Origin of the sequence: Microbacterium sp. CFBP 13617 (assembly GCF_014839445.1) — a bacterium.
In the GTDB taxonomy this organism is placed as follows: domain Bacteria; phylum Actinomycetota; class Actinomycetes; order Actinomycetales; family Microbacteriaceae; genus Microbacterium.
The window spans coordinates 259312-285337 of record NZ_JACYNW010000001.1 but is presented as its reverse complement, the minus strand read 5'-3'; the positions used below and the strand labels follow the sequence as shown (position 1 = coordinate 285337).

Here is a 26026-nt window from a genome sequence, read left to right as displayed (position 1 = left end):
ACGAGGAATGATGAGCACGAAGCCCCACCCCTATCCGCTCCGGCGGCAGGCGGTCGCCCTCTGCGCTGCCGCTCCGCTGGTCCTGAGCCTCATCGGCGCGGCTCCCGCGTCGGCCGAGACCACCGCACCCGCACCCATGGTGAAGTACACCTTCGACGGCGGTGCGACGTCATCCACCATCGCCAACTCCGGCACGAAGGGATCCGCCTTCGACGCGCGCGTGCGCAACGCCGCCTCGCTCGCCCGCGGGACCGGCCCCACGGCCTCCTCGGGTGCCTCCGGCCTCTTCCCCGGCGGCGCCCAGAACTCCTCGAGCACGGCGGCGCCCTACCTCGACATCCCCGCCGGTCTCTTCGACGGGGTGGATGCGCTCACCGTGTCGACCTGGATCAAGTGGGACGGCCGCAACTCCGGCAACCTCCCGTGGGCCTACATCGTCGGCAGTGACGCGCTGCCGAGCGACAACTGGGGCCTGTACTACGTCCCCAACGAAGGCGGGCAGTCCAAGGCGGCCGCCAATTCCGGTACCGAGGTCAAGGCCGTCTCGCCGGTCCCACTGACCGCGGGGGCGTGGACGCAGATCACCTCCGTCGCCGACGGCGAGACGCTCTCGTATTACATCAACGGCGAACTCGTCCGCCGCGAGGCGGCAGCGGTCGACTTCAACACGCTGAGTGCGTCGGCGAGCACGCGGTCGGGTCTGATCGGACGCGTGCCGTGGGCACCGCAGTGGGCGGCGCTCTTCGGCGGCGAGTTCGACGACTTCTCGATCTACGATGCCGCCCTCACCCCCGAGCAGGTGGCCGACGGCTTCGCGCAGTCAGCCGGGCCGGTCACCGCTGTGGCGCAGACCTCCTGGCAGATCGCCACGACCGCGGGCCAGGCGCCCGTCCTTCCGGCCCGTGTCGGAGTGACCCGGGAGTCCGGTCTGCAGACCGACGCCGCCATCCGCTGGGACGCCGTCGCGGCATCCCAGTACTCCACCGCGGGAAAGACCTTCACCGTTGCCGGGGTCGTCGCGGGGACCGACCGTGCCGTCACCGCCACGGTCACCGTCGGCGCGCGACCCACCGAAGAGATCGTGGCCGACCTCGGCCGCCGCACCGGCGACTTCCGCGGCGGCGCATCGGGCACCCTGTACGGCCTCGGCGACGAGCAGTCGCCCACGCAGGCGCTCGTCAACGGCGCCGCCATGACGAACGTGTCGCAGAAGCCACCGTTCGGCACGCAGCACCCGGGCGGTGACGCCTTCAACATCGAGGACACCTTCTTCGACAAGCACGGCGAAGACCTCTACATCTACACGCAGGACTACTACCCCGACTGGCCCTACAACCGCGGAGTCCGTCCCGGCGACGACCGCACGTACGTGCGCGACGCGAACGGGAAGCTCACCTCGGAGTGGACGGCCGGCGGCAACGGGCTGTGGGACTACCTCGAGGTGCTCGAGATCGTGACGGAGGCCGTCGCCACCGGTGCGGACGACCCCGAGAAGTACGTCTTCATCCCCTTCAACGAGCTCGATCTGCAGTGGCTGAACTCCGACGACCTCTACTACCGCTACCTGCAGCAGGGCGGGCAGTCCCACAGCTTCACTCCGGGAGGGGCGAGCGATTGGGCCGCGGCCTGGAAGGTCATCACTGACGTCTACGCCAAGCACGGACTGAGTCGGCCTCTCATCGCGGGCCCCGGCGACGCCGCGTGGCGCGGTGAGGGCAATATCAAGGCCTTCCTGCGCTCGGCGATCGCCACCGACACCGTCCCCGACATCTACGTCTGGCACGAGCTGCGGGGCTATCAGTGGATGCCGGAGCGCACGAACGCCTTCCGTCAATACGCGCGGGACCTCGGTATCGCCGAGGACAAGATCCCCCGGGTCAACATCACCGAGTACGGCGCGAGCAACGACATGAGCTCTCCGGCCAACCTGCTGCGCTGGTTCGCCAGCTTCGAGGCGGCCAAGATCGACGCGCAGACGGCGTACTGGACGGCATCCGGAACGCTCTCCGACAACCAGGCGAAGGTCAACGCCGCCAACGGCGGATGGTGGATGTTCAAGTGGTACGGCGACCTGCACGGTTCGCAGACCGCCGAGGTCACGACGAACCGTGAGAAGGCGATCGCGGCCGTCGACGACTCCCACCGTCGCGCCCAGATCATCGTCGGCGGGGTCGAACAGGGCCGCGACGGTCTGCTGACCGTGCGCGGAGTGTCGAAGGACACCTTTGGGGACTCCGTCGACATCGAGGTCCGCGAGGTCCTCGTGTCGGGGACCGACGGTATCGCCGACACCCCGCGCGTCGTCGCCGCCTACGACGACACCGCGGTCGCCGACGGCACCGTTCAGGTGCGCGTGCCCTCCGCCAGCGCGAGCGCCGCGTACCAGGTGGTCATCACCCCGGCGACCGGACGCGATGTCGAGGCCGCAGCTGCTGAGCAAGCGCCGCACCAGTGGTCGGAGGCCGAGGACCTGGCCATCACCGGCGGCGCGGTGCGTTCGCAGCCGGGCGGCGGCTATCGCCTCTCGGGCGACCGCGACGTCACGGGTCTGACCGGAGCCGACGCCCGCCTCGACTGGCAGGTCGAGGTGACCGAGCCCGGCACCTACCGCTACACCGTGCTCGCAGCCACTCCGGGTCGCGCGGCCCAGCACGCCCTGTTCGTCGACGGTTCGAGTGCTGCCACGGTGCAGTACGGCGCCAACGCGGTCAAGCCCGACAACGTGCGCGGCACCGCACGCGGCACCGCCGAGGTGTACGTCACCCTCACCGCGGGCACGCACACCCTGAGCCTGCGCACCAGCCGCGACGGTCAGAGCGTCCTGCCGGGCGCGGGAGCGGACGGCGGCGTCACCGTCGACCGGGTCGAGCTCACGCGCGTGGGCGTCGACACCAACGCACAGCGCGCCGAGTACCCCGCGACGACCCTGCGTCTCGCGGGCGCCGCGACGCTGGCGGGCGGAGTGGCGACGATCGGCGCGGGCGACCGTGTCGACGTGTACCCCTCGGCCGACGAGTCGGGGTACTACGACGTCGTCGTCGATTGGGCGGGCACCGACCTGGGCCTCACGGTCAACGGCCGCCTCGCCACGACGTTCGCGTCCGGTCAGACGAGCGCTCGCATCCACCTGCCCGAGGGCATCAGCGAGATCGAGCTGCGCAGCACCGGCGGAGCACGTGTGAGCGCGCTCACCACGACCCGCGCGGTCGAGGGCGACGCCGCGATCGTGAAGGTCGAGGTCGAGGATGCCGCGAAGGCCACGCTCGGTGGCACCGCTGTCTCCAAGGGCTTCGGGTCGGAACTGACCAACGGCTCCGGCTCCGGGTACGTCACGGGTCTCGGTATCACCGACACCGACGCGGCCAACGAGGGAACCCTGACCATCCCGCGGGGCGCCGGCTTCGATAGTGCGGGCGCGTACAACGCGATCGTGCATTACTCGAACGACGACATCGAGGGTCGTCACGACTACAACCCGCAGGTCGTCGATCTGGGGCTGCAGGCGCAGGAAGCCGGTCACGACGGTCTGGTGGGGCGTTCCACGTTCCGCTACACCTACACCGCGAACAACTTCTGGGAGGCCGTCATGCCGGTCAACCTGGCGAGCGGCGACGGTGCGGTGACCTTCGGGAACACGAAGCAGACGCTCGTGATCGACGAACGCACGAGCCAACAGGACCAGGTGGTGCTCGACGGCTACGCGATCGCCCCCGATGTGGACTGGATCGCATTCGCTCCGCTGGTCCTGGAGACCGATGGAGTGGCCGTCACCGCTCCCGCAGCCCCGGCGGCGCCGACGGCTTCCGTCACGGGCGCGAAAGCCACCGTCGAGTGGGACGCCCCCGCCGCCAACGGGTCCGCGATCAGCTCCTACGTGGTTCAGCTCACCCCTGCCGACGGAGGCGCGGGACGCACCGTCACCGTCACCGAGAACCTGCAGGCGCGCATGTCCGTCGAGGTCGCCGATCTGCGGGTCGGCGCGTGGACGGCTCGCGTCACGGCGGTGAATGGAGCAGGCTCCTCGCCCGCGTCTCCGCCCTCGGCGAGCTTCACCGTCGCGCCGCCTCTGAAGGTGGACGCGGCCGCTTCCACCCGCAAGATCGCCGGCAAGGCGTACGTCGCCGTCGAGGTCGTGAACCGCTCGGCAGTCCCGGTGGATGTCGAGGTGGTCACCGGCTACGGCAAGAAGTCGTTCACCGCGGTCCAGCCGGGCAAGAAGGTCAGCGCCGTCATCAACTCGGGGAAGGCGTCGATCCCCGCCGGGAAAGCCACGGTGACGGCCACCGGCACGATCGACGGCACGCGCGTCACCTCGAGCGTCGAGGCGCCGTACGCCGCGCAGAGCTGAAAGACCGGGTGGGATCGGGCGCGCCCGGCCCCACCCGACCACCGGACGCCGCGAAATCGGCCGCAGCCGTGAACACCAAGAGCAGTGGGCCGGGTCCTCAGGGGGCCCGGCCCCCCGTCATCTCGGTCACCGCACGATCGCCCATCTCGCCGGTCCGATGGACGGGTTCGAGGCCCGCGAACGCGTCGAGGGCTGGCGTGAGAGTCTCGCCGAGGCGGGACTGCCCGAGGGGCCGCTCGTCGTCGGCGACTGGACGTCGGACCTCGGCTACGCGTTCGGGCGCTCATTCGATCTCGGGGAGACTACGGCGGTGTTCGCGGCGAACGACCAGACCGCGCTCGGCGTCCTTCACGGGGTGCACGGTCGCGGCATCCGGGTTCCCGACGACATCAGCCTCGTCGGCTTCGACGACCTCTCGGACGCGCGGCACTTCCTCCCGCCGCTGACCACCGTTCGGCAGGACTTCTCGGCGGTCGGAGCATCGGCGCTGCGACAGATCATCGCCGCCATCGAGGGGGACGCGACGCCCCGTCACGACATGATCCCGCCGGAGCTGATCGTGCGCGGGTCGACGAAGGCTCCGCAGTCGAGGCGTTGATCGCGGTGTCCCTCCGGAGCGAACCGGGATGCTGATCCACTGATCGAGGGGGCGGACGATCGCGCGACGGGCCGGATCGCCCGCGGCGGTGTCACTCCAGAATGAACGCGCGCCCGTTGATGAAGAGGGTGTCGGGCTCGGAGGCATCCATCTGGAAGACGGCGCTGCTCTCGAAATCGGCCTGCTCCCAGGCGACCAGTCCCATCGGCGCGACGGCCGAGGTGACGAGCAGCCCTCTGGCGAGGACGGAGAGAATCTGACGGCGGGTCATCGGGAATCCTTCTCGGAGCCGTCGACATCGACGGCCCTACGCGGGTTCGGGGAACCCTGGTCGGTGGGAGAGGGGGAACTCTCGTACAACGCTAACCCGGTCGTGTTCTCGGTAACAAGTGGTTTTCCTGAGAGAACGACAAGTGGGCCCCGGCCGAAGCCGGGGCCCACCCTCCTCACCCACCGGTGAGGTGCATTACGTCTCAGCCGCAGCTGCGCGCGCCGTGCGCGGCCTTCACCTCGGTCGCTGCGCCACCCGCGTCGGTCGCGGTGACCGTCACGGTGCCGGCCGCCAGAGACGACTGGCGCACCGTGAAGCTCTGCGTCGTCGTCTTGCCTGCGGCGAGAGCGGCGACCGTCTTCGACCCGTGGGCCGAGGTCATCGTCAGCGAGACCGGGGCATCGTCACGGTTGGTGACCGAGACGGCCAGAACGACCTTGCCTGCCACACACCGGCTGCTGACCGCGGCCGTGACCTCGGGGCCCGCTGAGGGAACGGTCTGCGGCTTCACGCTCTCGAGCGTGGGGATGATCTTCTGCATGAGGCCGTCGTCGCCGAACGTCACCTTGTCGATGGTGGTCTCGCGGTTGTTCCCGTTGCCGTTCGGCATCGCGAAGCGGTGATACGCGATGTACCAGTCGTCGGTGCCCGGCACGTTGATGATCGAGCTGTGGCCCGGCCCCTTGATGCCGAGGGACAGGTCCTTCTCGAGGATCACGCCGCGGTACGTCCAGGGCCCGTTCATGCTCGTCGCGGTGGCGTACCCGACGCGGTAGTTCTCCGATCCGGTGTCGTCGATGGCGTAGGTGAGGTGGTACAGGCCCTTCCGGTAGTTGAAGAACACTCCCTCGCGGAAGTCGGTCAGCCCGTTGATCCGCTGGTAGGTGCCCGGCTTGATCGAGGTCATGGTGTCGGACAGCTCCGCCAGGACGGGGGAGCCGTTGCCCCAGCCGAGGTACCACTTGCCGGTCACCGGGTCGTGGAAGGCGGCGGGGTCGATGGCCTGGCCCGACGTGACGGCCTCGTTGTTGAGGATCATCGCGTTCGGCTCCGCTGTGAAGGGCCCCTCGGGGTTGTCGGCCACGGCGACGCCGATCGTCTTGCGGTCCAGGGCGGCGTTGTGGCCGCTGAAGTAGAAGTAGTACTTCCCGTTGCGCTCGATGATGGTGGGCGCCCACGCGTTGCCCGTGGCCCACGGCACGTTGCCGTTGGTGCCGTCGAGCGTGAGGAAGGGCGTTGTCGACCGCGTCCAGTCCGTCAGGTTCTTCGACTTCCAGACGTAGAACTCCTTGCCGCCCCAGCCGGGGAAGCCGTCGGACGTCGCGTAGATGTAGTACGTGTCGCCGAACACCGCGATGTTCGGGTCGGCGTACAGGCCGGGCAGCACGGGGCTGTTGACCACGCGCGCCTCGATCTTCCACTCCGCTTTCGCCCCCGAGGGGGTCGTCACCGTGTAGGTGACGGGGGTGCGCAGGTCGACGATGGTGCCCGAGGCGGGCGACACCGTCGAGCCGGGGACCGTGGTGAAGGTGGGCGCGAGCTGGGACACGTCGGTGCCCTTGACCACCGGCAGGATGGCGGTGCGCGCCGTGCCGTCGGTGATCGGTGCCGTCTTCAGCTTCTCGGGCTGCGCGAGCGACACGTCCAGCAGCTGATCCTCGATGCCCGCGTTCTGCAGGATCTCGGTGTTCGACAGCGCCCGGTTGTACACCCGGACGTTGTCGTACCAGCCCTGGAAGTACCCGTCCGCGCCGTAGAGCGACTTGCCGAGGTATCCCGCGAGGTTGGTGCCGAGCTCGCTCACCGACGCGTTCAGGGCGAGATTCTCACCGACCTTCACCCCGTCGATGTACATGCGCAGTGTCTTGCCGTCGTAGACGAGGTCGTACTTGTGCCACTGACCACTGGAGATGCTGGCGGTGACGTCGGACTCCGCCTGCCACGTCGCCTTCGTGATCGCGGTGCGGGCCTCGCCGCCGCGCACCCGCAGGAACGAGTACTTGTCCTGGCCCTGTCCGAAGGCGAAGGTGAAGAAGTTGCCGCTCGTGCGCTCCGACTTGATGTCCATCGACACCGTCATCGTGTCGCGGCCGTCGAAGAACCCGGTCGGGAACGAGGCGAAGCCGTTCGCCGCGCCGGTCAGCTTCAGAGCCGAGCCCTTCTCGGCATCCGTGGCGATGGATGCCGTGCCGGAGGCGGTGAGGTCGGCGTCGCCCACCGAGTCGGCGAGCGAGCCGTTCTCGAAGGTGTACTCCGCGATGGGCCCTTGTGAGGGCTCTTCCGGATCGACCGGAGCGTCGCCGTATTTGGCGAGTAGGCGCGTCTCCTCGGCCTTCGACAGCCGCAGGACCGATCCGTGGCGGAAGCTCTGATCGAACGAGAACTGGTCGGCGCCGGACCCGCTGCTGAGCTGACGGAACGTCAGGCTCGCCAGCGAGTCGGTGACGTGCGCGTAGTAGTTGAACTCGTCGCCCATGACCGACCAGCGGCCGTCGGGCAGCGGGTAGACGGTGAGGCCCTCCATGCGACCGCGCAGGCCCGCCGCCGCAGCTTGCCCGGGAGCGATCTTCTGCGTCCACGGACCATCGAGCGACGGGGCGGTGTCGACGACCGTGTCCCAGTCGGAGGTCGAGAACCGGTAGTAGGTGTCGCCCTCCTTCGCGATGGTCGAGTCGATGATGTTCCGACCGCCCTGACCATCGCCCTTCGGGTTCATCGTCGTCCAGATCTCGGGCTCGGTGAACGTCGTGAAGTCACGGGTCTTGGTGAGGTACATGCGCAGCGCCCAGTCGGGCGTGTTGTTGTCGGCCTGATCGCGCGCCGCCCAGTAGACGTAGTACTCGCCGGTGGCCTCGTTGTAGATCGCCTCGGGTGCCCACACGCAGCCGGCCGTGTCGAAGCCGGCGAAGACGATGCGCTGATCGCTCCAGTTCACCAGGTCGGTGGATTCCCAGACGACGAGGTTCTGGCTGGCGTTCAGCTGATCCCAGCCGGAGCCGCCGGCGCCGCCGCCTTCGGCGTGCAGGTCGGTGCCGATGATCCAGTACTTGTCGCCCTCGGGGGAGCGCACGAGGTGCGGATCGCGCACGCCGAGGTCGCCGCCCAGGTTGGCGAGGATCGACTTGTTGTCGTTCAGCTTCTCCCAGTGCAGACCGTCGGTGCTGTGCCCCATGAAGATCTTCTCGTAGCCGCCCTCGGTGGCGAAGTGGGTCCACAGGTATCCGGCCGTGTAGTCCTTGTCGAGACCCGCCGGAGCAGCCTTGACGGTGACCTCGATCTGACGGGTGACGGAGGTTCCGGATGCCGCGGCGGTCAGCGTCACCTTCGTGTCGGTCGCGCCGCGCGTGACGACGCCGGCAGCCTTGCCGTCGGCCGTCGACGTCGAGATCACACCCGACGGCGAGGCCGACCACGTGATGGCCGTGCCGTTGACCGATCCGGCGGCCGGGAGGGTGATGTTGCCGCGCACGTCGGTGGCGTTCGGGATGCTGATCTGGTCGAGATCGGCCTTCGCGAGCTCGGCGTCGCCCGGCATCGCCGCCACGGTGACCGCGAAGGCGCGGGTCTCGGTGGCCGAGCCGCGGGTGAGGGTCGCCGTCAGCGTCGCGGTGGCGGGCTGCTGCCCGGCCGCGGGTCGGGTGACCTTGCCGGCCGCGCTCACCGCGGCGGCGTTGCTGGAGGCCCAGCTGATCGCGGCCCCGTTGACGCCCGTCGCGGGAAGACGCAGGTCGGCGGTCACGGCGCTCAGGTCGCCGAGCGAGAGGGCGGCGGCGTCGCGCTGCAGGCGGGTGGCGTCGGTGGGCACGAGGGCGGCGACGTCGGATGCCGTCAGGGCGGTGTTGTAGACGCGGAAGTCGCGCACGCTGCCGGCGAGGCGGCGGTCGTTGTTGTAGACCGAGCGGCCGATGTAGTTCGCGGCGGTCGATCCCCCGCCGATGGCGCTCGGCTTGGTCGTGACGCCCGTTGCCTGACCGACCTGCGCGCCGTCGAGGTAGATGCGCGCCGTGTCGGTGGCGTCGTCGAGGGTGTAGGTGAGGGTCTTCCACACGTCGCGCTGCAGGTTGGCGTTGCTGTTGACCGTCTGCTCGGTGCTCCAGTTGCCGGTGGCGATCGACGACTTGAAGGTGTTGCCGGTCGCGTAGAGGTACCCGTTGCCGGCTCCACCGGCATCGGTGTTGCCGAAGCCGTAGATGAAGTACGGCGTGCCCTGATCGCCGCGCACGAGGACATCGGTGCTGACGGTGATCGAGTCCAGGCCGGCCAGCAGGTTGTCGGGAAGATCGACATAGTCGTCGGTGCCGTCCAACCGCACACCCTCGCCGCCCGTCAGGGCGGCGCCTCCGACGTAGGTGGCGTTTCGACCTTTACCGGATGCATCGACGGCGGTGGTGCCGCTCGCGTCCGTCAGGGGGTAATGGGCGACCAGTCGGTCGTCGGCGGCGGCGGCGGGCTGCGCGGCGACGAGGGCGCCGGTCAGCGCGAGGGCGAGTGTCGCGACGCTGGCGAGCGCGCGACGGGGCAGGGAGTGCTCCATTGCGATCCTTTCGGACAGCCCACGTTGGCTGCCGTCATGCGGGGATGCTGAATGTTATCGCTCACAGGCGCGCGGAACAAGGCTCGCGGCGACGCAGCCCGCGCGGGCTGGGTCGCGGGCGGAGCCGATCGCCACCGAGGTGGAGCGTGCGGATCGCGACGCCCGTGAAGGATTGCCCCGCGTCAGTGGTACCGCTAACGTGAGCACCACAATCGGCATCCGTCGTCTCGTCCCACGGGAGCGCACGAACGTTTTCCGAGGTCGTCCTTCCCGGGGGCGACCCACGCGTCGCCGCGGTGACGCAGCACCCCACCGCTTCGCTTCGGTCCCCACCGTCGAAGCTGCGCGTACAGCGCCGAGAGAAAGGTCTCGAAGATGAGATCACAGGTCACCCGCCCTCCCCGAGCCGCTCGTTCGCGTCGTGTGTCGAAGGCGCTGGTTGCGTCTCTGACCGGCGTGCTCGTCGCCTCGACGATGAGCATGGTCGCGCCCGCCGCTCACGCCGCCGACGTGCCGGCGCCCACCGCGCACTACGACATGTCGCACTCGGGCACGTCGCTGCTCGACGTCTCGGGCAACAACCGCAACGCCTCGCTCACCGGGTTCACCGACGCGTCGTTCGCCGACGCCGAGGGCGATGCCGTGCTGCGCTTCAAGGCCGACGGCTACGCGGCGCTTCCGAAGGGCCTGGTCACCGGCACCGACAACGACTTCACCGTCGAGTACACGGTCGCCGCGCAGTCGGCGGCGAACCACTTCGGCTGGGTCATCGGCGACGGCATCGGACCGTGGAACACCACGCAGCTCGGCAACCACATCTTCCTCAGCCCGCGCTCGGCGCAGGGCGGCTACACCGACCAGGCGCTCGCCGCCATCCGCGTCAAGAGCGGCAGCAGCAACGGCGAGACGCGCATGCCCGCCGGCGGCGGACTCAACCCGGGGTTCACGACCCTGACGATGGTCGGCAGTGGCAACACGTTGACGCTGTACCGCGACGGCAGCGTCATCTCGACCCTCACGCACGCCAATTCGCTCAGCTCGATCATCCCCACGGGCACCGTGCTCGGCTACCTCGGCCGGTCGCTCTACCAGGGCGACTCGCTGCTGCGCGCCGACGTCACCGACGTCAAGTTCTGGGACGCGGCGCTCACCTCCGAGCAGGTCGGGTCGAGTATGCCCACGGCGTCGCAGAAGTCGTCGACCACCTCGGCGCTCCTGCGCGGCGACGTCGCGACGACCATGCTGCGCTCCAACACCTCGCTCGACAGCGTCTCGAGCAACCTCAACCTCGCCGCGTCCGTGAACGGCGTCGCCTTGACCTGGGCGTCGTCCGACCCCGCCGTCGTGTCGACCACCGGTGTCGTCTCGCGATCGATCAGCGCCAACACCCCGGTGACCCTCACGGCGACGAGCTCGCTCGGCACCCTGACCTTCGACGTCACCGTCATCGCCCCCGACGTCGCCACCGATCTGGATGCCATCTCTCTGGCATCCCGCACGACCGAGAACCTGCCGCTGGCGACGAGGGGCTCCGTCAACGGCGCCGCGATCAGCTGGACCTCGTCGAACCCCGCCCTGGTCACCTCGACCTCGGCCGCGTACGTCACTCCGGCCGTCGGCGCCGCCGACCCGTACCGTGGCGGCGGTGTCGTCGCACGTCCCGCGTACGGCGCGGGAGACGCGAAGGTCACGCTGACGGCGACGGCCACCCTGAACGGGCAGTCCGCGCAGAAGACGTTCGACATCACGGTCGCCGAGAAGGGACGCTGGGCTCCGGATGCCGGATACGCAGCGGCGTACTTCAAATCCGACGGCGACGAGAAGATCTACCAGGCGGCGACGTCGGGCAACGACTTCTTCTCGTTCTCGCCGGTGAACTCGGGCCAGCCCGTCATCACCTCGACGACCGACACGAAGGGTCTTCGCGACCCGTACATCCTGCGGTCCAAGGACGGCGACAAGTACTACATGGTCGCCACCGACCTGTGCATCAGCTGCGGCACGGGCTGGGGCCCGGCGCAGTCGAACGGGTCGCTCAAGATCGAGGTCTGGGAATCGACCGACCTGGTCACCTGGGCCCGCACGAACGGCGCCAACGAGGGCATCACCATCAACCAGCCCGAGGCGGGCATGACCTGGGCGCCGGAGGCGTACTGGGACGACGCGCTGCAGTCGTACGTCGTGCACTTCTCGTCGCGTCTGTACAACAGCGCGGCCAAGACGAACACCGACAACCTGCACGCCCGCGTGTTCTCGGTGCTCACGCGCGACTTCACAACCTTCACCTACCCACCCGCCGAGTGGCAGAACACCGGCTTCGCACGCATCGACTCGACCGTGCAGAAGATCGGCGACTACTACTACCGCTTCACCAAGAACGAGGAGGGCGGTGCGGCCGACGGCCTCGAGGCGGGCAAGGACATCTTCCTCGAGCGGTCGAAGGTGCTGACCGCGCCGACGACGAGGTCCGACTGGAACGCTGACCCCGAGACGACGTGGCAACTGACGGACACCAACATGACGCGCCTCGAGACGAACGAGGTGGGTGAGGGTCCGCAGATCGTCAAGCTCAACGAGGGTGACCCGAACAACGCCGGAGGCGACGGATACGCCTTCCTCGTCGACAACTTCGGTGCGGGCGGGTACCGCGCCTTCGTCACCACCGGCGCCGCCATCGCGAGCAGCTCGCAGAACGATCGCTTGTCACGTCGTGCCGACTGGAACGTCCGCCCGGTCGGCGGCCTGCCCGCCAGCCCACGCCACGGTTCGTTCGTGAGCGTGAACCAGTCGGTCCTCGCCGCCATGCGCGACTGGACATCGGTCAAGGCGGTCGCCTCGACCACGACGCTCACGAGTGAGGGGCGAACGGCCACCGCCGTCGTCGCCGCCGCCGACCGGGGCGATGTCGCGGGCACCGTGACCTTCTCGGGCGAAGGGTGGACGCAGACGGTGAAGCTGAACGAGCGATCCGCCTCCGTCGAGGTGCCGGCCACGGTGCGCTCGGTGACGGTTCGCTACGACGGGTACGCCGACGGCCGTGTCACCGCTTCGTCGTCCGAGGCGCTGTCGCTGGGTCTCCACCTGTCCGCCGCCGTGGCGAACCGCTGTGTCGCCGGAAAGGTGACGCAGGTCGTCACGGTGATCAACGCCGACTCCGCCGCCGCCGATGTCACGGTCGCCGGTGCCTTCGGCAGCAAGAAGATGACCGTCGCGGCGGGCAAGACCGCGTCGACGACGTTCTCGACGCGCGCGACATCGGTCGACGCCGGCACGATGTCGATCGACGCGGTCGCCAGCGGCACGAAGGCCCGCGTGACGACGCTCGCTGTGCCGGCCCCCCGGGGCAGCTGCGGCTGATTCTGCGCCGCTGGCGGGTGGCCCGATTCGATCGGGTCGCCCGCCGGCGCGCGAGGCTTCCCGAGCAGTCCCGCGAGTCGGGAGACCACCGCTGTGACCAGAAGAGGGGTCACGGTTCGAACGCGCGCGCTCCGTCACGGGACCCTCGATCTGGATTTTTCGACCGCCATCAAAACACTTGTCTTCGGACAGTGTTCTCGCTAACATTCAGGATGTCGCGGGGCGGAGGATGTCCCGGATCCTTCCCGTGACGACCGGAGCGTCCGGTGAGCTTGCTAGTCGTTCGACGTCGGTGTCGAACGAAGAATCGGAGTACACAATGAAGTTTTCCAAGGGTGCCGCGGCTCGTATCGCCGTGGCTGCTGCCGGTGGCCTGATGCTCGTGGGCACGGCTGGTGCCGCGTTCGCCGCCGAGGTCGGAGACCAGGACGTCGACGTGAACGTGCAGATCGCGCCTGTCGTGGGTCCGGGCAGCCTGAGCCTGACCGTCGCCGGCACGTCGTCCACGCTGACGGAGTCCCCGTCCGGCGATGCCCAGGTGCGCCAGTTCGACGGCGCCCTGCCCACCGTCACCGTCACCGACACCCGCGACGTCGCCGACATCCCGGCGGACCGATTCTGGTACGTGGTCGGTCAGGCCTCGGCCTTCACCGGCCCGGGCGGCGCCACCATCTCCCCCGACCACCTCGGGTGGACCCCCCGCCTCGTCGACGCCGGCGACACCGGTCTCGTGGCCGAGGGTGAGCCCGTCAAAACGTCCGAAGACACCGGCGACGACGCGGTCGGCCTCGTCGACCAGGAGCTGCTGTACACCGCACTCGAGTCGGCCGCCGTCAAGGAGGGCGGAGAGTCGTCGTGGACCGCCGACGCCGCCCTGGTGTTGAAGACCGATGCCGGTGTCACGCCGGGCGCGTACTCCTCGACGCTGACGCTGTCGCTGTTCGAGGACGTGTTCACCCCGGATCAGCAGTAACTCGACGAAGAGAGGGGCCGGGTCCTCCCTGGACTCGGCCCCGAACTTCGTGCACAGCGACACCTGTCGAACGTCTTCAAGGAAACTCCGGGGTGGTGACTCGGCGTCATGTTCTGGAAAAACCCTCTTCTCGTGCGTATGACGGCTGCCCTGGCCGCGCTCGTCGCTCCTGTTCTGCTTCTCCCCCTCGCCGCGCAGGCGGACACGGGTGCCGACATCACCTGGTCGGTCACGCCCGCCGATCAGTCGGGCCCGGACGACCGGGGCGTCATCGAGCAGCAGTTGGATCCCGGCGCTTCGCGCGAGGATTACCTGGCGGTGCGAAACCTGAGCCGAACCGAAGTGGTTTTCGCGCTCTCGGCGGCCGACGGCTACTACACGGCGAACGGACGGTTCACGATGTTGCCCTCCGACCGTGAGTCCGTCGATGCGGGACTGTGGATCGATCTGCCCGACACGGTCACGGTCGGACCGAACGCCACCGTCGTCGTCCCCTTCACGACCACCGTGCCCGAGGGGGCCATCCCGGGCGATCACGCTGCGGGTATCGCCGCGTCCGTCACCTCGGCGGGGACGGACGCGAGTGGCTCCGAGGTGGGCGTGGAGAGTCGCGTGGGCTTCCGGCTGATGACGCGTGTCACCGGAGACATCGTGCCGTCGTTCTCCGTGACGGGCGTTGACTCGGCGTACGACATGACGTGGAATCCGTTCCGTCCAGGCTCGGCCCGCACCACGTTCACGGTTTCGAACACCGGGAACGCCAGTCTGCAGCTGGGCGGGACCGTGGGGGCGGGCACGGGATCGGCGGTCTTCCCCGTCGAAGGAGCACCGCGCCAGGAACTGTTGCCGGGGGAGTCGCGCACGTTCGCGGTGGCAGTCAGCGACGTCTGGCCCACGGTCTTCGTCCCGGGATCCGTCGATCTCGCTCCCACGGCACGCGATCTCGGGGACAACCCCGTCGCCGTCTCGCCCGGGTCGGCATCTGCTCCGCTCTGGGCCATCCCCGTTCCGCAGGCGCTCGTTCTTCTCGGAATCGGGTTCATCGTCGCGGCGCTCTTCTGGAGACGTCGCCGTTTCGCGACCGCTCTCGACCGCGCGCGCGAAGAGGGACGCGCGGCGGCGAGCCACGGCGCAGCGTCGTCAGATCCTCCCGTAGGCGGCGCGGACGACGGGTTCGGCTCTCCGGTGCCGTCGTCCCCGACGCCCGAGGAGGTGTCCCGTCGCGCGCGCCGCCTGGGCTCGGGCGGGTCCTCCACAGGGAGTTCGTCATGATCCTCGCTCCCGCCGCGGCGTCCACGGGCGACGGCGGTGTGAACATCGATGTCGACATCACCCCCCTTCCCACGCCGATGCCGAGTCCTCCGGTTTCACCCACGCCCGTCGACGGCGTGCCGTCTCCGTCCCCCTCGGAGGTGCCCGACGTCGGGTGGCTGGCCCTCACGGGCGTCGAGCCGGTCTGGTGGCTCATCGGCGGTGCCGCGCTCCTCCTGATCGCCGGAGTCGTTCTGCTCGTGGCCCGTCGGCGCGCACGACCGTGATCCCCTCGCCTCGCTCTCTCGTTCCGTCTCGTCACCGTCGCGTCGAGCCGCACCCGAAAAAGCCGGCGCAATTCTGAGGGTCGCACAACAATCCCGGCGCACTCGGCGCGTAATATCTTTGTGATCGCTATCTCTCTCGATGGGCTCCGCGGTGCGCCGCCTTCTTCAGAGTGGTCGGCGGGCGCCATGATCACGACGTCGGGATCGGAAGAACACCATGCCCCAATCCTCGAGTCGCGGGTGGCAGCGGCCCAGCATCTATGACGTCGCCCGCCGCGCCGGTGTGTCGCATATGACGGTGTCCCGCGTCCTGAACGCCCACCCGAACATCCGGGAAACCACCCGCACGCGTGTGCTGCAGGCGATCGACGAGATGAACTACACGCCGAGTTCGATCGCTCGTGCCCTTGCCACTCGGCGTGCACGTCGCATCGGCGTGCTCATCGACGGCCCCGTTCAAAACGGTCCGAACAGCACCTTGCGCGCGCTCGAGATCGCCGCCCGCGAGGTGGGCTACGCCGTGAGTGCCTTCTCGATCGGCGACGACGACGCGTCGCAGATGGACTCCGGTGTCGTGGAACTCGTCACTCAGGGGGTCGATGCCCTCTGCGTCATCGCTCCGCGCGAGTCGTCTCTCGACCTGCTCCGCCAGCAAGCCACGGGACTGCCCACGATCGTCATCAAGGCCGAGGCGGACGAATCGTGGCACACGGTCGGCGTCGACCAGCGCGCGGGTGCCCGTCTCGCCGTCGATCACCTGGTGGGGCTCGGGCATCGCACCATCGCGCACCTGGCCGGCCCGTTGGACTGGCTCGACGCCCGTGAGCGTGTGCAGGGGTGGAGGAAGTCGTTGGCGGAGGCGGGCCTGCCGGAGGGGCCTTACGTCATCGGTGACTGGACCTCGGATTTCGGGTTCGAGTTCGGGCGGTCATTCGATCTGGGAGAGACGACCGCCGTCTTCGCCGCCAACGACCAGATCGCCCTCGGCGTCGTGCACGGGCTGCATAGTCGCGGGCTTCGGGTGCCGGATGACGTCAGCGTCGTCGGCTTCGACGATCTGTCGGATGCGCGCCATTTCCTCCCGCCGCTCACCACGGTGCGGCAGGACTTCGCGGCGCTCGGCAAGCTTGCGCTGCAGCAGATCATCGCTGCAATCGAAGGCGACATCGAGCCCAGCCATGACATGATCCAGCCGAACCTCATCGTCCGCGAATCGACGCAGGCGGTCACGCCGCGCTGAATCGGCGAACCGCGGCGGGGGATACGCGCACCCGTCACGTCGTGATCGATTCGTGATGTTCGGGGGCTGATTTCGCCGAAATCTCACTTGCATTCGCGATTGTTAGCGCACACACTGGACCTTGCAAGAGAGTGCTGCCACACAGCTGCACGACATTCCTCTCCAACCCGAATGCTGGAGAGATCTCAAGGAGGAGAACCTATGTCCATTTCGAAGCGCATGCGAGGCGTCGTCGGTCTGTTCGGTGCGGGTGCGGTTGTGCTCAGCCTGGCTGGCTGTGCCGGCGGTGCGGATGCAGGCAGCGACGCGAGCAGCGAAGGCGACGTCACGACCGTCGGTTTCGTCGCCGTCGGTCCCGAGGGTGGATGGCGCAACGCCAACGAGCAGGCCGTGAAGGACGCCTTCTCGGCGGACGCCGGCTTCGACCTCAAGTACGCCCCGGCCGCCAGCCCGAGCGACCAGAAGTCGCAGCTCGATGCCTTCACGACCTTCGTCAACGACGAGGTCGACGTCATCCTGCTGACGGCCACCGAGGCCTCGGGTTGGGATTCCGCCCTCGAGCTCGCGAAAGAGGCCGAGATCCCCGTCGTGCTCCTCGACCGTGGTGTCGACGCGTCCGACGACCTGTACGTCACGCGTATCGCCCCCGACAACAAGCAGGTCGCGGCATCGGTGGGCTCGTGGGCGGTCTCCGCCTTCCCGACCGGCGCGAACTACTTCGTCCTCGAGGGCGTCCCCGGCCTTTCGGTCGTCAACGAGCGCAACGAGGGCTTCGACTCCGAGGTCTCCAGCGCCACCGGCTTCACCAAGGTCGGCGCTCAGACCGCCAACTGGAAGACCGACGAAGGCAAGTCGGTCGTCGAGACCGTCCTGAAGGCCAACAACAACGACATCCAGTTCATCTTCGCTCAGAACGACGAAATGGGTATCGGTGCAGCTCAGGCCGTCTCCGCCGCGGGTCTGACCCCCGGCACCGACGTGAAGATCGCCACCATCGACGGCACCAAGGGTGCGCTCGAGGCCCTGTCCGCCGGTCAGCTGAGCTTCGTCGCCCAGTACAACCCGTTCTTCGGTGACACCGCCGTCGACGCTGCCAAGAAGGCCCTCGCCGGCGAGACGGTCGAAAAGACCATCATCGTCAAGAGCGCGACCTTCGACTCGCCCGCCGCGGCCGACACCGCGCTGTCCGAGGGCCTGGGCTTCTAAGCCCCGTCCCACCCGCTCGACAGCACCACTTCAGGAGTGGGGGCGGCCCGACGGGCTGCCCCCGCTCCGCATTCCCCACCCGCTCCGTACCAGCGAGGAAGTTCGTCAGCGATGGCAGAATCCCTACCGATCGTCGAAGTCCGCGGCGCATCGATCACATTCCCCGGCGTCAAAGCCCTCGACGAAGTTAACTTCCGACTGCTGCCGGGAGAGGTCCACACCCTCATGGGTGAGAACGGGGCGGGAAAGTCCACCCTGATCAAGGCGCTGACCGGCGTCTACCAGATCGACTCCGGGTCGATCCTGATCTTCGGCGAGGAGCGGCGCCTCACGGGCACCGCCTCGGCGCAGGCGGCCGGCATCTCGACCGTCTACCAAGAGGTCAACCTCTGCACCAACCTCACCATCGGTGAGAACGTCATGCTGGGCCACGAGATCCGCGGGCCGTTCGGCATCAACTGGCGCGCCACGCACGCTCGCGCCAAGGAGGCGCTGACCGGTATGGGTCTCGGCCACCTCGACTCCCGTGCTCCGCTGTCGTCGATCTCGATCGCCCTGCAGCAGCTCGTCGCCATCAGCCGCGCGATGGTCACCGACTCGAAGGTGCTCATCCTCGACGAGCCGACCTCGAGCCTGGATGCCGCCGAGGTCGAGGTGCTCTTCACCGTCATGCGTCGCCTGCGCGACCAGGGCGTGGCCATCCTCTTCGTCTCGCACTTCCTCGATCAGGTGTACGCGATCAGCGACCGCATCACGGTGCTCCGTAACGGCGGTTTCGTGGGCGAGTACCTGACTCGCGACCTCGACCGCACCCAGCTCATCTCGAAGATGATCGGTAAGGACATCGAGACGCTGCGCGCCCTCGGCTCCAACCGGCAGGTCGACGCCCGTGACCGCAGCGAGACCCCCGTGTACGCCGCCGAGGGCATCGGTCGCGCCGGGGCGCTCTCCCCCACCGACATCGAGATCCACAAGGGCGAGGTGGTCGGCTTCGCCGGCCTGCTCGGCTCCGGTCGCACCGAACTCGCCCGCCTCATCGCCGGCGCCGACCGTTCCGACTCCGGCACCGTGCGCCTCAAGGGCAAGAAAGTCAGCGTCAACTCGCCCGTTTCGGGCCTGGGCAACCACATCGCCTACTCGACCGAGAACCGTCGCGACGACGGCATCATCGGCGACCTGAGCATCCGCGAGAACATCATGCTCGCTCTGCAGGCGAAGCGTGGCTGGTTGCGTCGCATCCCCGCCAAAGAGGTCGACCAGCTGGTCTCGACCTACATGGAGCGGTTCAGCGTCCGGCCGAACGACCCCAACCGTCCGATCCGCCTGCTCTCGGGGGGAAACCAGCAGAAGGTCCTCCTCGGCCGCTGGCTGGCGACCGACCCCGAACTCCTGCTGCTCGACGAGCCCACGCGCGGCATCGACGTCGGCGCCAAGGCCGACATCCAAGAGACCGTCGCGGAGCTTGCCGAGGCGGGGATGAGCGTCGTCTTCATCTCGTCCGAGCTCGAAGAGGTCGTTCGCCTGTCCGAGCGCATCGTGATCATGAAGGACCACGAGAAGGTCGGCGAGATCGTCAACGGCCCCGACGTCACCGCGGAGCGCGTCGTGTCGATCATCGCGGCAGAAACCGAAGAAGAGGCGGAGGCCCAGACCGCGGCCCTCACCGAGGGAGAAACCCACTGATGTCCGTTCTCAAGTCGCTGCTGCGCACCCCGTGGTTCTGGGGCGTCATCGGTATCGTCCTGCTGCTGTCGCTCAACGTCATCAAGGATCCGACCTACCTCGCCGTCGGCATCAACCCCACGACCCAGCAGCTCTCGGGCAACCTGCTCGACATCCTGCGGATCTCGGCGCCGATCATCATGATCGCCCTCGGCATGACCTTCGTCATCGCCACCAAGGGCATCGACCTCTCGGTCGGCTCGATCATGGCCGTCGGTGGCGCCGCCGCCATGGAGCTGCTGCGGTCGCTCAACGCGTCGACGTCGATCGGTGCCATGTTCATGGCGATCGGCCTCGCCCTGCTGCTCGGCGCGGTGCTCGGTCTCGTGAACGGCCTGCTGGTCTCGGTCGTGGGTCTGCAGCCGTTCATCAGCACCCTCGTGATGATGCTCGCCGCTCGCGGTATCGCCCGCGTGATCACCGGCGGACAGAACACCAACTCGCAGAACCAGCCGTTCCAGCAGATCTCCAACGGCCAAGTGTTGGGCCTGCCGATCAGCTTCGTCGCGGCGATCGTCATCGTCGTCATCGTGGCCGTGATCATGCGCCGGACCGCCCTGGGACTCATGATCGAGTCGATCGGTGTGAACCCCGACGCGAGCCGCCTCGCCGGCATCCGTCCGCGCCCCATCCTGATCACGGTCTATGTGCTCTCGGGCATCCTCGCCGCCGGCGGTGGTCTGTTCACGGTGTCGGAGGTCATGACCGTCGATGTCTCGGGCACCGGCTACCAGATGGAGCTCGACGCGATCCTCGCCGTCGTCATCGGTGGCACCTCCCTCGCGGGGGGGAAGTTCTCGATCCTCGGTTCCACTGTCGGGGCGTTGCTGATTGCGACCCTCAACAAGACCGTGCTGTTCCTCGGGGTTTCCGCCGCGGCGACCCCGGCCTTCAAGGCCATCGTCATCGTGCTGCTCGTTTTGCTGCAGTCCGAGCGTGTGAGGACCTCCGTCCTCCAGGTCGGACGCCGCCGTACCCGTAAGGAGGTCGTCGCATGAGCACGACCGTCTCACCCCCGTCGCCCTCGCACGGCACCGAGGTTCCGGTGCGGGGTCTCGCGATCTCCCGCATCTGGGGTCGCAGTCAGTCCGCCATCCCGACGCTGGCCGCCGTGGTTCTCCTCGTCGCGATGCTCGTGTACGCCGAACTGGCGTACGGCCGCGTGTTCCACGCCGGCACCATGTCGAGCCTGCTCGTCAGCTTCGCGCCGACGATCATTCTCGCCGTCGGCATGACCATCGTCATCCTGTCGGGCGGTATCGACCTCTCGGTCGGCGCCGTCGTCGCCTTCACCTCGGTGTCGGGTGTCATGCTGATGAACAACGGCGTCAACGGATGGCTCGCCGTCGTCCTGATGATCGTGTTCGGCGCGCTCTTCGGCCTCGTCTCCGGGGTACTGATCCAGTACTTCAACGTGCAGCCGTTCATCGCCACGCTGGCGATGATGTTCCTCGCCCGTGGTCTGGCATCCATTCTTTCGACCGTGCCGGTGCAGGCGCCCGAGGGAGCCCCCATCCTGGTGCTCGCCACCGACTGGAAGCTGTACGACGGCCCGAAGACCAACGACCTCGTGCTGACGCCCGGTTTCGTCGTCGCCGTGCTGGTCGTGATCGCGGCGTTCGTGCTGCTGCACCGCACCCGCACCGGTCGCACGGTGTACGGCATCGGCGGGGCCGAGAACTCGGCCAAGCTGATGGGCCTGCCCGTCGCCCGCACCCGCGTGATCATCTACGTGCTGAGCGGCGCTCTCGCGGGCCTCGCCGCCGTCGTCTACACGGCGGAAGTGGGTGGCAAGGCGCAGAACGTGACGGGCATCGGCTGGGAACTGGATGCCATCGCCGCGGTCGTCATCGGCGGAACGCTGCTGAGCGGCGGGGCCGGATATGTCCTCGGTTCCGTCGTAGGCTCGCTCGTGCTCGCCGCCTTGGCCATGATCATCACCAAAGACGGTGGCATCCGCCCCGAATATCTGACGATCATCACCGGCGGTATCCTGCTGGCCTTCGTCCTGCTGCAGCGCGTGCTCACCGCGCGGCGCCGAAAATGAGCACCGTCGTCGACCCGCACACCCGCAAGGAGAACACCGTGGCAGCCTCCCCTGCTGACTTCACGCCCGAGATCGCGGCATCCATCGAACGCGTCCGTCAGGACGTCGCGACGCTGCATGCCGAGCTCGTGCGCTACAACCTGATCGTCTGGACCGGCGGCAACGTCTCGGGCCGCGTCCCCGGCACCGACCTGTTCGTGATCAAGCCCTCCGGCGTCTCGTACGACGACCTGGCGCCCGAGAACATGATCCTGTGCGACCTCGACGGAAACGCCCTCCCCGGCACTCCCGGCAGCGAGCGCAGCCCCTCCAGCGACACCGCGGCCCACGCCTACGTCTACCGGAACATGCCCGAGGTCGGCGGCGTCGTCCACACGCACTCCACCTACGGCGTGGCCTGGGCTGCGCGGGGCGAAGAGATCCCGTGCGTCATCACGGCGATGGCGGATGAGTTCGGCGGCCCCATTCCGGTCGGTCCGTTCGCGATCATCGGCGACGACTCGATCGGGCGCGGCATCGTCGAGACCCTTCGTGGGCATCGCTCGCGCGGCGTCATCATGCAGAACCACGGTCCCTTCACGATCGGGTCGAACGCGAAGGATGCCGTGAAGGCGGCCGTGATGCTCGAAGACGTCGCCCGCACCGTGCACATCGCGCGCGAAGCGGGCCCGCTCATCCCGATCCCGCAGGACAAGATCGACGCCCTCTACAACCGTTACCAGAACGTCTACGGCCAGAACTCGGACGCGCGCCGGTGAGCGCCGCGACCCTCTCGGCCGCCGCGGTCATCTCATCGGGACGCGCCGCCCTGGGCATCGAGCTCGGCTCGACGCGCATCAAGGCGTGCCTCGTCGACGCCGACGACCCCACCCGCGTTCTGGCCACCGGCTCGTTCGCCTGGGAGAACCGCTACCGCGACGGCAACTGGACGTACGCTCTCGAAGATGTCTGGACGGGCGTGCAGACCGCCTACGCGGCGCTGGCCGCTGAGGTGCAGCGCCTGCACGGCGTCGCGATCGAGACGCTCGCTGCAGCCGGTATCTCCGCGATGATGCACGGCTACCTCGCCTTCAACGCCGGGGGTGAGCTGCTCGTGCCCTTCCGCACCTGGCGGAACACCTCGACCGAGCGGGCGGCCGGCGTGCTCTCGGAGCTGCTGGGGACGAACATCCCGTTGCGCTGGTCGATCGCCCACCTGTATCAGGCGGTGCTCGACGAGGAAGACCACGTCCCCGACGTCGACTCGTTCACCACTCTCGCGGGCTACGTCCACGAGAAGCTGACCGGCCGTCGCGTACTCGGCGTGGGCGATGCCTCTGGCATGTTCCCCATCGATGTCCGGACCCACGACTACGACGCGGTCATGGCGGCCAAGTTCGACCGCCTCGTCGCGGAACGCGCGCCGGGCCTCCGGCTGCGCGCACTGCTGCCCGACGTTCTCGTGGCAGGCGAAGCGGCGGGCGAGCTGACCGCCGCGGGCGCGGCACTGCTCGATCCGTCGGGAACGCTGCGCGCGGGCGTGCTGTTCTGCCCGCCCGAGGGCGATGCCGGCACCGGCATGGTGGCGACCAACTCGGTCGCCCCCCGCACGGGCAACGTCAGCGCCGGCACGAGCATCTTCGCGATGGTCGTGCTCGAGCGTCCACTGCGTCGGGCGCACGATGAGCTCGACCTCGTCACCACCCCCGCGGGTGACCTCGTCGCGATGGTGCATTGCAACAACGGGGCGAGTGAACTCGCCGCGTGGGTGGGCTTGTTCGAGCGCTTCGCCGCGATCGCCGGCGGCACGCTCGATCCCGACGAGGTGTTCGAGGCGCTGTTTCTCGAATCATTGGACGGAGCGCCCGATGCGGGCGGACTGCTGGCCTACAACCACCTCGCCGGTGAGCCCATCGCGGGCCTGCCGGAGGGGCGACCGCTGTTCGTCCGCACGCCCGACAGCCGTCTGACGCTGGCGAACTTCATGCGCGCGCAGCTCTACGGCGTGTTCGGCACTCTCGCGCTCGGTATGCGCGTTCTCGCCGACGAGGGCGTGGAGCTCGACCGCATGTACGCCCACGGTGGAGTCTTCCGCACCGCGGGCGTCGCCCAGCGCTTCCTCGCCGGCGCGTTGAACGCCCCCGTGGCGGTCGCGGCGACGGCGTCCGAGGGCGGAGCCTGGGGCATCGCGGTGCTCGCCGCCTTCGCGGCGGATACCGCGGGCGACTCGATCGACACCTACCTCACCGACCGCGTCTTCGCACAGACGGGGTTCGACTCCATCGACCCCGACCCGGAGGACGTCCCCGGATTCGCCGCCTACCTCAGCCGATACCGCGCGGGGCTCGCCATCGAGCATGCCGCGATCGCGGCGACGCACTGACCGAGGCCTCCGCCTCCATCCCCACCGAAGGAATACCCGCATGACCCGCACCCCCCTCAAGAACGACCTCGACGGCTACGAGGTCTGGTTCGTCACCGGTAGCCAGAACCTCTACGGCGAAGAGACGCTGAAGCAGGTCGCCGAACAGTCGCAGGCCGTCGTCGAGGGTCTTTCCGGCCTGCCGGTGAAGGTCGTCTGGAAGCCCGTGCTCAAGGACTCCGACAGCATCCGCCGCATGGCGCTCGAGATCAACGGCCGCGACGACGTCATCGGCGTGATCGCGTGGATGCACACGTTCAGCCCCGCCAAGATGTGGATCTCGGGGCTCGACGCCCTGCAGAAGCCGCTGCTGCACCTGCACACGCAGGCGAACGTCGAGCTGCCGTGGAACGACATCGACTTCGACTTCATGAACCTCAACCAGGCCGCCCACGGCGACCGCGAGTTCGGGTACATCCAGACGCGTCTGGGAGTCGCGCGCAAGACGGTCGTCGGCCACGTGTCGAACCCCGTCGTGCGTCAGCAGATCGAGGACTGGGAGCGCGCGGCCGCCGGCTGGACCGCGTCGCGCACCCTCAAGCTCGCCCGCTTCGGTGACAACATGCGCTTCGTCGCCGTCACCGAGGGGGACAAGACCGAGGCCGAGCTGCGTTTCGGCGTGCAGGTCAACACCTGGGGCGTCAACGAACTCGTCGAGGCCGTCGAAAGCGCGTCGGATGCCGAGATCGACGCGCTCGTGCAGGAGTACGTCGACAGCTACGACGTCGCCGAAGAGCTTCTCCCCGGCGCCGCGCGTCACCAGTCGCTGCGTGATGGCGCCGCGATCGAGGTGGGCCTGCGCTCGTTCCTCGAGGAGGGCGGCTTCGGCGCCTTCACCACGTCGTTCGAAGACCTCGGTGCGCTGAAACAGCTCCCCGGTCTCGCGGTGCAGCGCCTCATGGCCGAGGGCTACGGCTTCGGCGCCGAGGGCGACTGGAAGACGGCGATCCTCGTGCGCGTCGCGAACGTGATGGGCGCCGGCCTCCCCGGCGGCGCGTCGCTCATGGAGGACTACACCTACGACCTCGTTCCCGGGGCCGAGCGCATCCTCGGTGCGCACATGCTCGAGGTCTCGCCCTCGCTCACCACGGCCAAGCCGCGCCTCGAGATCCACGAGCTGGGCATCGGCGGCAAGGACGACCCGGTGCGCCTGGTCTTCACCGCCGACCCCGGCCCCGCGCTCGTCGTCGCCCTCAGTGACATGCGCGATCGGTTCCGCCTGACCGCCAACGTCGTCGAGAACGTCGAGGCGCCCGACCTGCCGAAGCTCCCCGTGGGTCGCGCCGTGTGGAAGCCCGCGCCCGACTTCGCGACGTCGGCCTCGTGCTGGCTGGCCGCGGGTGCCGCGCACCACACCGTCATGACGACGGCCGTGGGCATCGAGGTTTTCCGCGACTTCGCCGAGATCGCCAAGACCGAGCTCGTCGTCATCGACGAGGACACCACGGTCCGCGGTTTCCAGAGTGAGCTGCGCTGGAACCAGGCGTACTACCGCCTGGCCCAGGGCCTGTAAGACCCGCCGTCCCCGGATCCTTCGAGATCCGGGGACGGTGCTGGATGCACGCGTCCCGTTCGCTCGGGGAGTGTGTCGCGCGCCGGTTCCCTGGCGCCCGGATCGTGCTCCGGACTCGAGGTGGCGGTGGGCTGCCGAAGAGTCCGGGGCACTTCTGTGTTCCGGCGCTTCGGGAGTGGTGGCCGATGTGTATCGCGGGCGAACCGCGTGCTCGTGGCGCCGTGGGCCCGGCGTTCGCTGTGCCAGCACGATGACGCGCCCGATCGGCGTCCGGCCGG

General features: G+C 68.5%; 16 protein-coding genes. 14 read left to right on the top strand and 2 right to left on the bottom strand.

The window, feature by feature from the left end; translation table 11 throughout:
• The first annotated feature begins 10 nt into the window (after positions 1-10).
• Together IFU40_RS01130 and IFU40_RS01125 are read left to right on the top strand one after the other, a co-directional pair.
• Positions 11-4348, top strand: coding sequence for a LamG-like jellyroll fold domain-containing protein (locus IFU40_RS01130; RefSeq protein WP_191925097.1), 4338 nt, complete (start codon positions 11-13; stop codon positions 4346-4348).
• A 13-nt stretch (positions 4349-4361) separates the two neighbouring features.
• A complete protein-coding gene (locus IFU40_RS01125) occupies positions 4362-4946 on the top strand; it encodes a substrate-binding domain-containing protein (RefSeq protein WP_342343477.1) in 585 nt (194 codons plus the stop codon).
• Positions 4947-5037: 91 nt separating this feature from the next.
• Here IFU40_RS01125 and IFU40_RS01120 read toward each other — a convergent pair whose 3' ends face one another.
• Both IFU40_RS01120 and IFU40_RS01115 read right to left on the bottom strand, forming a co-directional pair.
• Positions 5038-5217: a hypothetical protein gene (locus IFU40_RS01120; RefSeq protein ID WP_191925095.1), complete on the bottom strand. Its 180-nt coding sequence runs from the start codon at positions 5215-5217 to the stop codon at positions 5038-5040.
• A 202-nt stretch (positions 5218-5419) separates the two neighbouring features.
• On the bottom strand, positions 5420-9751 hold the full coding sequence (locus IFU40_RS01115; protein WP_191925094.1) for a family 43 glycosylhydrolase: 4332 nt from the start codon (positions 9749-9751) through the stop codon (positions 5420-5422).
• 375 nt (positions 9752-10126) lie between these two features.
• Between IFU40_RS01115 and IFU40_RS01110 the strand changes: the two genes are divergently transcribed.
• The 12 genes from IFU40_RS01110 (at position 10127) to araA (ending at position 25748) form a co-directional block, all read left to right on the top strand.
• Positions 10127-13108 (top strand): immunoglobulin-like domain-containing protein, encoded by a 2982-nt coding sequence (locus IFU40_RS01110; protein WP_191925093.1) that lies wholly within the window; start codon positions 10127-10129, stop codon positions 13106-13108.
• Between the two features lie 319 nt (positions 13109-13427).
• Complete coding sequence (locus tag IFU40_RS01105) at positions 13428-14081, top strand: hypothetical protein (RefSeq protein ID WP_191925092.1); 654 nt, start codon at positions 13428-13430, stop codon at positions 14079-14081.
• A gap of 138 nt (positions 14082-14219) precedes the next feature.
• Entirely contained in the window at positions 14220-15353 is a 1134-nt protein-coding gene (locus tag IFU40_RS01100) for a hypothetical protein (RefSeq protein WP_446724818.1), read from the top strand.
• Positions 15350-15619, top strand: a complete 270-nt coding sequence (locus IFU40_RS01095; RefSeq protein WP_191916471.1) for an LPXTG cell wall anchor domain-containing protein — start codon at positions 15350-15352, stop codon at positions 15617-15619. Before IFU40_RS01100 ends, IFU40_RS01095 begins: the two co-directional genes overlap by 4 nt.
• A gap of 217 nt (positions 15620-15836) precedes the next feature.
• On the top strand, positions 15837-16859 hold the full coding sequence (locus IFU40_RS01090) for a LacI family DNA-binding transcriptional regulator (protein WP_191916470.1): 1023 nt from the start codon (positions 15837-15839) through the stop codon (positions 16857-16859).
• Positions 16860-17060: 201 nt separating this feature from the next.
• The gene (locus tag IFU40_RS01085) at positions 17061-18065 is read left to right on the top strand and encodes an ABC transporter substrate-binding protein (protein WP_191916469.1); all 1005 of its coding nucleotides are present in this window, start codon (positions 17061-17063) and stop codon (positions 18063-18065) included.
• 111 nt (positions 18066-18176) lie between these two features.
• Positions 18177-19748, top strand: a complete 1572-nt coding sequence (locus IFU40_RS01080) for a sugar ABC transporter ATP-binding protein (protein ID WP_191925090.1) — start codon at positions 18177-18179, stop codon at positions 19746-19748.
• Entirely contained in the window at positions 19748-20785 is a 1038-nt protein-coding gene (locus IFU40_RS01075) for an ABC transporter permease (protein WP_191925089.1), read from the top strand. The genes IFU40_RS01080 and IFU40_RS01075 overlap by 1 nt, the downstream gene beginning before the upstream one ends.
• The gene (locus IFU40_RS01070; RefSeq protein ID WP_191925088.1) at positions 20782-21834 is read left to right on the top strand and encodes an ABC transporter permease; all 1053 of its coding nucleotides are present in this window, start codon (positions 20782-20784) and stop codon (positions 21832-21834) included. Before IFU40_RS01075 ends, IFU40_RS01070 begins: the two co-directional genes overlap by 4 nt.
• Positions 21831-22592 carry an L-ribulose-5-phosphate 4-epimerase gene (locus tag IFU40_RS01065; protein ID WP_191925087.1) on the top strand — a complete coding sequence of 254 codons (762 nt, stop codon included), beginning with the start codon at positions 21831-21833 and terminating at the stop codon, positions 22590-22592. The genes IFU40_RS01070 and IFU40_RS01065 overlap by 4 nt, the downstream gene beginning before the upstream one ends.
• The gene (locus tag IFU40_RS01060) at positions 22589-24196 is read left to right on the top strand and encodes an FGGY-family carbohydrate kinase (protein ID WP_191925086.1); all 1608 of its coding nucleotides are present in this window, start codon (positions 22589-22591) and stop codon (positions 24194-24196) included. The genes IFU40_RS01065 and IFU40_RS01060 overlap by 4 nt, the downstream gene beginning before the upstream one ends.
• A 40-nt stretch (positions 24197-24236) precedes the next feature.
• On the top strand, positions 24237-25748 hold the full coding sequence (gene araA, locus IFU40_RS01055) for an L-arabinose isomerase (protein WP_191925085.1): 1512 nt from the start codon (positions 24237-24239) through the stop codon (positions 25746-25748).
• Positions 25749-26026: the final 278 nt, after the last annotated feature.

Bases quoted from the DNA above. Each gene is read 5' to 3' on its own strand.
- IFU40_RS01095 (WP_191916471.1), top strand. From the start codon at position 15,350: ATGATCCTCGCTCCCGCCGCGGCGTCCACGGGCGACGGCGGTGTGAAC.
- araA (WP_191925085.1), top strand. From the start codon at position 24,237: ATGACCCGCACCCCCCTCAAGAACGACCTCGACGGCTACGAGGTCTGG.
- IFU40_RS01065 (WP_191925087.1), top strand. From the start codon at position 21,831: ATGAGCACCGTCGTCGACCCGCACACCCGCAAGGAGAACACCGTGGCA.
- IFU40_RS01130 (WP_191925097.1), top strand. From the start codon at position 11: ATGAGCACGAAGCCCCACCCCTATCCGCTCCGGCGGCAGGCGGTCGCC.
- IFU40_RS01075 (WP_191925089.1), top strand. From the start codon at position 19,748: ATGTCCGTTCTCAAGTCGCTGCTGCGCACCCCGTGGTTCTGGGGCGTC.
- IFU40_RS01080 (WP_191925090.1), top strand. From the start codon at position 18,177: ATGGCAGAATCCCTACCGATCGTCGAAGTCCGCGGCGCATCGATCACA.
- IFU40_RS01115 (WP_191925094.1), bottom strand. From the start codon at position 9,751: ATGGAGCACTCCCTGCCCCGTCGCGCGCTCGCCAGCGTCGCGACACTC.
- IFU40_RS01120 (WP_191925095.1), bottom strand. From the start codon at position 5,217: ATGACCCGCCGTCAGATTCTCTCCGTCCTCGCCAGAGGGCTGCTCGTC.
- IFU40_RS01100 (WP_446724818.1), top strand. From the start codon at position 14,220: ATGACGGCTGCCCTGGCCGCGCTCGTCGCTCCTGTTCTGCTTCTCCCC.
- IFU40_RS01085 (WP_191916469.1), top strand. From the start codon at position 17,061: ATGTCCATTTCGAAGCGCATGCGAGGCGTCGTCGGTCTGTTCGGTGCG.
- IFU40_RS01105 (WP_191925092.1), top strand. From the start codon at position 13,428: ATGAAGTTTTCCAAGGGTGCCGCGGCTCGTATCGCCGTGGCTGCTGCC.
- IFU40_RS01110 (WP_191925093.1), top strand. From the start codon at position 10,127: ATGAGATCACAGGTCACCCGCCCTCCCCGAGCCGCTCGTTCGCGTCGT.
- IFU40_RS01070 (WP_191925088.1), top strand. From the start codon at position 20,782: ATGAGCACGACCGTCTCACCCCCGTCGCCCTCGCACGGCACCGAGGTT.
- IFU40_RS01090 (WP_191916470.1), top strand. From the start codon at position 15,837: ATGCCCCAATCCTCGAGTCGCGGGTGGCAGCGGCCCAGCATCTATGAC.